This window comes from Martelella sp. UBA3392 (assembly GCF_002358775.1).
In the GTDB taxonomy this organism is placed as follows: Bacteria; Pseudomonadota; Alphaproteobacteria; order Rhizobiales; family Rhizobiaceae; genus Martelella; species Martelella mediterranea.
Genome location: NZ_DEPM01000161.1, coordinates 1 through 8,120 on the forward strand (window position 1 = coordinate 1; position 8,120 = coordinate 8,120).

General features: G+C 63.3%; 6 protein-coding genes. 1 reads left to right on the forward strand and 5 read right to left on the reverse strand.

Features of this window, described 5'->3' with window-relative positions:
• Positions 1-181: 181 nt before the first annotated feature.
• From ppx to B4E36_RS12240, 3 genes are all read right to left on the reverse strand, one after another.
• Positions 182-1,702 (reverse strand): exopolyphosphatase, encoded by a 1,521-nt coding sequence (gene ppx, locus B4E36_RS12230; protein WP_292052105.1) that lies wholly within the window; start codon positions 1,700-1,702, stop codon positions 182-184.
• Positions 1,703-1,713: 11 nt separating this feature from the next.
• Positions 1,714-3,900: an RNA degradosome polyphosphate kinase gene (locus tag B4E36_RS12235; protein WP_292052106.1), complete on the reverse strand. Its 2,187-nt coding sequence runs from the start codon at positions 3,898-3,900 to the stop codon at positions 1,714-1,716.
• Between the two features lie 147 nt (positions 3,901-4,047).
• Positions 4,048-4,983, reverse strand: coding sequence for an AraC family transcriptional regulator (locus tag B4E36_RS12240; protein WP_292052108.1), 936 nt, complete (start codon positions 4,981-4,983; stop codon positions 4,048-4,050).
• On the opposite strand from B4E36_RS12240, the gene B4E36_RS12245 reads away from it, so the two are divergent.
• Positions 4,982-5,389: a DUF2000 family protein gene (locus B4E36_RS12245; RefSeq protein WP_292052111.1), complete on the forward strand. Its 408-nt coding sequence runs from the start codon at positions 4,982-4,984 to the stop codon at positions 5,387-5,389. The genes B4E36_RS12240 and B4E36_RS12245 overlap by 2 nt on opposite strands.
• Positions 5,390-5,428: 39 nt before the next feature.
• Here B4E36_RS12245 and B4E36_RS12250 read toward each other — a convergent pair whose 3' ends face one another.
• Together B4E36_RS12250 and rnd are read right to left on the reverse strand one after the other, a co-directional pair.
• The gene (locus B4E36_RS12250) at positions 5,429-6,769 is read right to left on the reverse strand and encodes an esterase-like activity of phytase family protein (protein ID WP_292052113.1); all 1,341 of its coding nucleotides are present in this window, start codon (positions 6,767-6,769) and stop codon (positions 5,429-5,431) included.
• An 83-nt stretch (positions 6,770-6,852) separates the two neighbouring features.
• On the reverse strand, positions 6,853-7,998 hold the full coding sequence (gene rnd / locus B4E36_RS12255) for a ribonuclease D (protein WP_292052117.1): 1,146 nt from the start codon (positions 7,996-7,998) through the stop codon (positions 6,853-6,855).
• Between the last annotated feature and the right edge of the window lie 122 nt (positions 7,999-8,120).

Consider the following 8,120-nt stretch of genomic DNA (forward strand, 5'->3'; position numbering starts at 1 on the left):
GACTTGATCCGAGCATCCAGGCGGTTTAAGTCGCTGAATTTGCGAAGCTTTATAACGAACCCTTGCCAGGCGGCCTGGATCCTCGGGTCAAGCCCGAGGATGACGCGGAATATGGTGAGAGGTTTGTCAGCAAACTGGACCCATGCCGTAAGCGCGGGCCCCGATCTCGATCAGAACCGTATCACGTCGTGGCGATCGTCAGCTTCTTGCCGGTGAGCTTGGCAAGCTGGTCGAGGCGGCCTTCCACGCGCTCGCCGATGAAATCGGCGTGCTGCTCCGGCACGACGAGTTCCAGATCGAATTCCTTGTCCTTCGCCGGCAGGAAGTCGAGCGCGCCGACGATGCCGGGCATGGAGGCGGAGAACAGGTAGGCGACGCGCAAGAGGCCGCCGAGCAGCTTGGCGCGCTCCAGTAATGCGGGCGTCGCGATCGTTCCCAGACCGTCGGTATGGTCGTCGTCGCGCAGGCCCTCATAACGGTAGTAGTTGGTGAGCGCGATGAAGGCGCGGCCGGGATGGGTGATGCCGGTGAGCGCCGAGTGGGCGATCACGTTCAGCGACTGTCGTCCGCGGAAATCGGGATGGGCGCGCCAGCTGATATCGGCGAGCAGGCAGGCAGCCTGACGGTAGCGCGCCTCCTCGGGCGTTTCCTCGATGCCGAAGCGGCGCAGCATCAGCCCGGTCCAGGCGGCAATCTCGGCTGCGTGCTTGGGCGAGCGAGCGCGCAGCAGCGCCAGTTGCCGGGCGGCGACCAGCAGCGGGTCCTGATCCTGTTCCTCCGCGCTCAACAGCGAATAGAGCAGGCCCTCACGCACGCCTTGCGCGGAAAAGCTGATTGTCTTCGGCTGCATCACGCTCAGAACTTCGCGCATCGCGATCGCGCCGAAGGGCAAGAGCATGCGGCGGTTCTTGGAAACCGCCTGCCAGGCCGGGTCCTTCTGCTCCTCGTCGGCGCCGATGCGGTCGAGAAAGGCCATCATCTCGTCGAAGCCGATCTCGTAGCCCTGCATCATCGTCAGCGGATAATTGTTGATCTCCATATGGAGCCTGGCGATGTTGCGCCAGGTGCCGCCGACGGCATAAAAGGTGCGGCCGCGGCCTTTTTCCAGGAAAGTGACCTTCTTGACCTGTTTCTTGGCGAAGTTGCGCGCCTTTGCCAGCGAGCCTTCCGAAAGCTCCGAAAGGCGGATGCCGCCGAGCGGCAGCGTGATGCCGTCGCCATAGGTCTTGTCCTTGATGTCGATGAGTTCGAGAGAGCCGCCGCCGAGGTCGCCGGCGATCCCGTCCGGCTGGTGAAAGCCGCTGATGATGCCGTAAGCGGAATAAAGCGCTTCCTCGCGGCCGGTCAGGACCCGGACATCGATGCCGAGGATTTTCTCGGCCGCCTCGATGAAGGCCGGGCCGTTGCTGGCCTCGCGCGCCGCCGCCGTGGCCAGAACATGCATGGTGACGGAGCGGGCCTGGCTCGCAAGCGCCCTGAAGCGTTTCAGGGCCCTCAGCGCCCGCTCCACGCCTTCCTCGTTCATCTTGCCGCTGGCGGCAATGCCGCGGCCGAGGCCGCACAGGACCTTTTCGTTGAAGAGCACGGTCGGCGCGCGCGACAGGCCTTCATAGATGACGATGCGAACCGAGTTCGATCCGATATCGACCACGGAGACAGGGGAGATTCCGCGAAGGCGCCCCTGCGCTTCAGATTCGACCATAAATACCCGGCTTATTTGGTGCGGCCCGAAAGCAGGCCGGCGATGAGCTTCGGCGCACTTGATTTCAGGGCTTCTCCGCGGCCGGACAGGCTCGGATTGGTCATGAAATACTCCTGCGCGTTGAACGGTTCCTCGCCCTCGCGCGGTTCCGTCCGCCGCGAGGTTCCGTCGGGGAGTATCTCGTAGCTCTGCTGATTGTCAATGATATTGCCCAGCATGATCTGGGACAGAACCTGTTCATGCACGGTGGGGTTGGTGACGGGAACGATCGTTTCAACCCGGCGATCGAGGTTGCGCGGCATCAGGTCGGCGGAACCGAGATAGACATGGGCGTTTTCCGACGGCAGGCCGTGGCCGTTGCCGAAGCAGTAGATCCGGGAATGCTCCAGGAAACGGCCGACGATCGACTTGACGCGGATGTTTTCCGAAAGCCCCGGCACTTGCGGGCGCAGGCAGCAGATGCCGCGCACCACGAGATCGATCTGCACGCCTTCGCCGCTGGCGCGGTAAAGCGCGTCGATGATCTTGGGATCGACCAGCGAGTTCATCTTCATCCAGATCGCGCCGGGAAGGCCGCTCCTGACATGCTCGATCTCTTCCTCGATATGCTGGAGAATGCGCGGCCGCAGCGTCTTGGGCGACACCGCGATCTGCATGTTTTCCTCGAGCTCGCCATAGCCGGTGATGAAGTTGAAGATTTCGGCGACGTCGTTGGCGATCTCGGGATTGCAGGTGAAATAGGACAGGTCGGTATAGATCTTGGCCGTGATCGGGTGATAGTTGCCGGTGCCGATATGGCAGTAGGTCCTGAGGTTATGCTCCTCGCGGCGCACCACCATGGAAAGTTTCGCGTGGGTTTTCAACTCGATGAAGCCGAACACCACCTGCACGCCGGCGCGCTCCAGATCGCGCGCCCAGCGGATATTGGCTTCCTCGTCGAAGCGGGCCTTGAGCTCGACCAGCGCCGTCACGGACTTGCCGGCTTCGGCGGCGTCGATCAGCGCGCGCACGATCGGACTGTCATTGGAGGTGCGGTAGAGCGTCTGCTTGATGGCCAGCACGTTCGGGTCGCGGGCGGCCTGGATCAGGAACTGGACCACGGCGTCGAAGGATTCGTAAGGGTGATGGACCACGAAATCCTTCTCGCGGATCGCGGCGAAACTGTCGCCGAGATGCTCGCGGACGCGTTCGGGAAAGCGCGGGTTGAACGGCTTGAACAGGAGATCGGGGCGTGGCGCCTTGGTGATTTCCGACAGCGTGTTGAGCGCCAGCAGACCGGGCAGCACGGCCACACGGTCTTCCGGCACGCCGAGTTCATGGATCACGAAATGGCGCAGCGATGCCGGCATCTCGCTGTCGGTCTCGATGCGGATTACCGAACCGCGGCGGCGGCGTTTCAGCGCGCTTTCGAAATAGCGCACCAGATCCTCCGCCTCTTCCTCCAGCTCGATATCGCTGTCGCGGATGATGCGGAACGTGCCGTAGCCCTGCACCTCGTAACCCGGATAGAGCCGGTGGATGAACAGGCCGATCACGTCTTCCATAGTGATATAGCGGATCGCGCCGTCGAGATCCGGCAGGCGGATGAAGCGGTTCATCGAAGGCGGCAGGCGCAGCATCGCGTTCATCGCCTCGCGGCCGTGGCGGCTGACGAGCTGAAGCCCCATGGTGAAGCCGAGATTGGGAATGAACGGGAAGGGGTGCGCCGGATCGATGGAAAGCGGCGTCAGGACCGGGAAAATGCCCTGCTCGAATTCATTGGTGAGCCACAGCCGGTCCTCGTCGGACAGCACCGTCGGGCGCACGATCATCACGCCTTCATTGGCCATGTACTGCTGCAGCACGGCGAGCGCGGCCTGCTGCTCCATCTGCAGATTGTCGATTTCGCGCAGGATGTCGGCAAGCTGCTCGGACGGCGTCTTGCCGTCGGCGGAAAGCATGGTGACGCCCTGGCGGACCTGACCTTCGAGGCCGGCGACGCGGACCATGAAGAACTCATCGAGATTGGCGGCGGAGATCGACAGGAACCGCACCCGTTCCAGCAGCGGATGCGCCGGGTTCAGGGTTTCCTCAAGCACGCGGCGATTGAACTGCAGCCAGGAGAACTCGCGATTGATGAACCGCGCCGGGCTTTTGGAAAGATCCTCGGCTGCGCCCAATTCGACGATTTCCGAAACGCTCGAAGACAGGTCGTTCATGATGTGCGTTCTTCCTCTTGCTGGCCGGATATCGGCACGCGGTCGTTGATCATTTGCCGCTTAGCCCAGTTTGGCAACGATACTATGACATATAGCAGTTTTGTAGCGATTGCCCCGCATTTAAGGCGGGAATTCGCGTTCAGTTCCTCAACCTGCGGCGGTTTCGAGGGAAGCGGAATTCCGCTGCCGCTCTGCGCGCGCGGCAAGGGTCAGCGTCCGAAACCGCCCGGGCGGCATTCCGTATGTTCTGGCGAAATGCCGGGTCATGTGGCTCTGGTCGGCAAAGCCTGCGGCGATCGCTGCCTCGGCCAGCGGCGCGCCCGCAATGATCATCGCCCTTGCCCGTGAAAGGCGTCGCTGGACGAGGTAGCGGTGCGGGCTGGTGCCGTAGAGCGCGCGGAACTGGCGGGCGAGCGTGAACCGGTCGAGGCCGGCGATCTCTTCCAGCCGCTGCGAGTTGATCGCGTCCTCCGCGCATTCGCTCAAAAAGTCGCGGCAAAGCGCGAGCGCCCGGCGGTCGAGGGATTTTGCCGCACGGCCCCGGGCGTCGCCGAGGCGCAGCAGGTGATGGGCGATCTCGGCGATCAGGCCGTCGCGCTTCAGCTCGCCCATTTCGCCGTCGAGTTCGTCGAGAGCCTCGATCAGGCTTGCTCTCAGCGGCGCGTCCTCGGCCACGGGATCGCGGACAAAGGGGAGGGCAGCGGCAAGCCCATCCACGGCTGTCATGATCTTTTCCGGCGGCAGGTAGATCATGCGGTAGGTGAGCCCGTCCTCGCCGCCGGCGCCGCCGTCATGCAACTCGTCGGGGTGCAGGATGATCAGCCGGCCGGGCGTCGAAAAGCGCGCCGCGCCGCGATAGGAAAAGGTCTGGACGCCGGCCATGGTCAGTCCCAGCGCATAGGTGTCGTGGCGGTGCGGCGCAAAGCCGTTGCCGGAAAACCGCGCCTCCAGCCGCTCGATGCCATCCTCGGCGGGGGCGGCGAAGATCGCGTCACGCCTGCACGAACGTTCAAGATCGCCGCCCTTCGCTTTCGCTAGGATGGCGCCCGACCGTTCAAATCCCTTCCCGGAGTTCGCATTCATGTTCGACACCAAATTCGTCATCGTCGTGCGCGAGGATCTCGCTCAATGGCAGAAACTCAACGTCACCGCCTTTCTCGCGACCGGCGTCGCCGGCGCGGTAGAGGGTCTGTTGGGGGAAGACTACAGGGACGGCGCGGGGAATGTCTATCACCCGCTCTGCGCTCAGCCGATCATCGTGCTCGGGGCCGATGGCGACACGTTGAAGAAGGTGCAGAGCCGTGCGCTGGAACGCGGCGTGTCGGCGGCGCTCTATATCGAGGAGATGTTTTCGACGGGCCATGACGCCGCCAATCGGGCCGTTTTCGCAGAATTTTCGCCGGAGGACGCGAAGGTGGTCGGCATCGCCTTTCGGGCGGAGAAGAAGATCGCCGACAAGATCACCAAGGGCGCGAAGATGCACCCGTGAGGAGACGCCCGGCCGCCATGGCAGCCGGGCGCCCGAGATTTACTTCGCGTTCAGGAAGTCGGCGACTTCGAGGATCACGAATTCGTTGTCGTCGGCGGCGTTGAGGCTGCGGCCGGCCGAGAACGGCAGGTTGTTGTCGTTGCCGACGATGATGTGGTTGGCGTCGATCACGTCAACGTCCTCGATGGTCACGAACGGCATGGTGTAGACGCCGTCCTTGCCGCCCTGACGGGCAACGCCGTTCGGATCGGCGATCGCCATCAGATCGATATAGCCGATCTTGCGGGCGGCGCCGTTGACGTTGTCGTCGTTCATCTCGATCTTGTAGATGCGCTTCAGCATGGCGGGCTTTTCAAAGCAGCCGGTGGCGGTGTCGGAGGCGCAGGCCATCGACGGGTCGCCTTCGCCGCCATCACGTTCGATCACGAGGCCGGTGGTGGCGTCGATCATGTTGAAATCGCCGATATTGGTGCCGCCATCGGCGAACGGATAGAGCCAGTAGCGGCCGGTCCATTCGTGGGCGGCGGTGTCGAATTCCAGCACGCGCAGCGCCGGCTTGCCATCAGCCATTTCCGGCTTGCCGTCGGTCACGATCGGCTTTTCGAGCAGCGCGTAGAGATGCGCGCCATCCGGCGAGATCGCCATGCCCTCGAAGCCACCGGAGCGCGGCAGGTTGTAGGCCGGCATCTCGCCGCCCGGGTTCGGCAGCGACAGCGAGACGTTGTCGGGCGACATCACCGGCTTGCCGTCGGCGAGTGTCTCATAGACGGCCTGGAGTTCGCCCGCCGTATTGAACTTCAGCAGATAGGGGCCGAGTTCGTCGCCGATCCAGAAGCCGTCTTCGACCGGCTGGATCGATTCGATGTCGAAGTCCGCGCCGGTGAGATAGCGGCTGTCGGATCCTTCGAGCACGATCGGGAACGGCGCGACCATGTTGGGGTCGGAAAGGAAAATGGTTTCCTTGCGATCGACCGTGCCGGCATCCCAGTCGAAGGCGATGTGGTGGATCATCAGCGCGGCGTCGGACGAGTTGGCCTTGGAGCCGAAACCATTGTCGGAGAGCGACCAGAAGGTGCCGTCACCCATGGCCTTGATGCCGGAAAAGCCCTGCACCGGCTGGCCGTCGAACGGCGTCGCAAGGCCGGTCTCGCGCTTGGCGGACATGCCGGGAACGCTGCCGATTTCGGCGACGCGCGGCTGGCCGGGCTTCAGGAATTTCGCCGATGTCTGGATATAGGCGGGCGCGTCCGCCGGTGCGGCGATGATGGTGTTTGCCGGCAGGATGGCGTGGCTTGCAAGCGTTGCCTGGAACTGCGTGTCGTCGGCAAGGGCCGTGCCGGCCATAAGCGTGGCGGCAGCGGCAAGAAAGATGGTCTTCATGAAATATCCCCGTGTGTTGGAAACACGGGGAGCGTTAGCGCCTGCTTATGTCGGCGATTTCACGGAGCGATGAAGCTTTCGTGTCAGACCTCGATCATCTCGACCTTCTTGTCGATGAAGCGCAGCGCGACATCGCCGTTCAGAAGCCTCAGCGCCGGCTCGCCGTAAAGCTTGCGCCGCCAGCCCTTCATCGCCTCGACATCGGCGTTTTCGCCCTCCGCCGCAATCTTGTCGAGATCGTCGGAGGAGGCGATCACGCGGGCGGCGACCTGGTTCTGCTCGGCGACGATCTTGAGCAGCACCTTCAAAAGCTCGGCGGCCGCAGCCGCCCCTTCGGGCATATGCGGCTGGCGGGGCAGGCGCGGAAGGTCGGCCTTGGGAATGGCGAGCGCCGTCTTGACCGCCTCCAGCAGGCCCGCTGCCGGCTGCGAGCGTTCCCAGCCCCTGGGGATCATCCGCAGCTTTGCCAGCGCCTCCGGCTCGGTCGGATGCTGCTGGGCGATTTCATAGATCGTGTCGTCCTTCAGCACCCGGCGGCGGGGCTGGTTGCGTTCGCGCGCCTCGGTCTCGCGCCATTCGGCGACCTTCTGCATCACCGCGAAATCGATCGGCTTCTTGATGCGGAGCTTCAGCCGCGTCCAGGCCATTTCCGGCGGCAGGTCGTAGGTCTGCGGGTTTTCGAGGATCGCCATTTCCTCCTCTACCCAGTCGGTGCGGCCCCCGCTTTCAAGCTGCTCCTTGAGCTTCAGATAGACGTCGCGCAGATGGGTGACGTCGGCCAGCGCATAGGAAAGCTGCTTGTCGTTGAGCGGACGGGCGCGCCAGTCGGTGAAGCGCGAGGATTTGTCGATATGCGCGCCGGTGATGCGGGAGACCAGCTGATCATAGGACACGCTGTCGCCGAAGCCGCAGACCATGGCGGCGACCTGGGTGTCGAACAGCGGCGAGGGCAGCATGTTGCCGAGATGATAGACGATCTCGAGGTCCTGCCGCGCGGCGTGGAAAACCTTCACCACCGAGGCATCGGCCATCAGCTCGAAGAATGGCTTGAGGTCGATGCCCTTTGCCAGCGGGTCCACCAGCACTTCCAGATCGGGGCTCGCCATCTGGATCAGGCACAGTTCCGGCCAGAACGTGCTTTCGCGGATGAATTCGGTGTCGATCGTGACGAAGTCGGATTTAGCAAGCGTGGCGCAAGCCTCGGCAAGGGCGGCGGTGGTTTCGATCATCTTCAAATATCGTCTCGTTTTTCGCCACCTTTCCTTCGCCTTTGCGGCGGCGATGTCAAGGGAAGGGGCGTCAGCGGTCTGAAATCCTTGCACCTTAAAATCTCTCCCCTTGAGGGAGAGAT

Excerpts from the sequence above, each read along its gene's own strand:
- ppx (WP_292052105.1), bottom strand. The coding sequence starts at position 1,702 with ATGGTCGAATCTGAAGCGCAGGGGCGCCTTCGCGGAATCTCCCCTGTC.
- B4E36_RS12235 (WP_292052106.1), bottom strand. The coding sequence starts at position 3,900 with ATGAACGACCTGTCTTCGAGCGTTTCGGAAATCGTCGAATTGGGCGCA.
- B4E36_RS12245 (WP_292052111.1), top strand. The coding sequence starts at position 4,982 with ATGTTCGACACCAAATTCGTCATCGTCGTGCGCGAGGATCTCGCTCAA.
- B4E36_RS12240 (WP_292052108.1), bottom strand. The coding sequence starts at position 4,983 with ATGAATGCGAACTCCGGGAAGGGATTTGAACGGTCGGGCGCCATCCTA.
- B4E36_RS12250 (WP_292052113.1), bottom strand. The coding sequence starts at position 6,769 with ATGAAGACCATCTTTCTTGCCGCTGCCGCCACGCTTATGGCCGGCACG.
- rnd (WP_292052117.1), bottom strand. The coding sequence starts at position 7,998 with ATGATCGAAACCACCGCCGCCCTTGCCGAGGCTTGCGCCACGCTTGCT.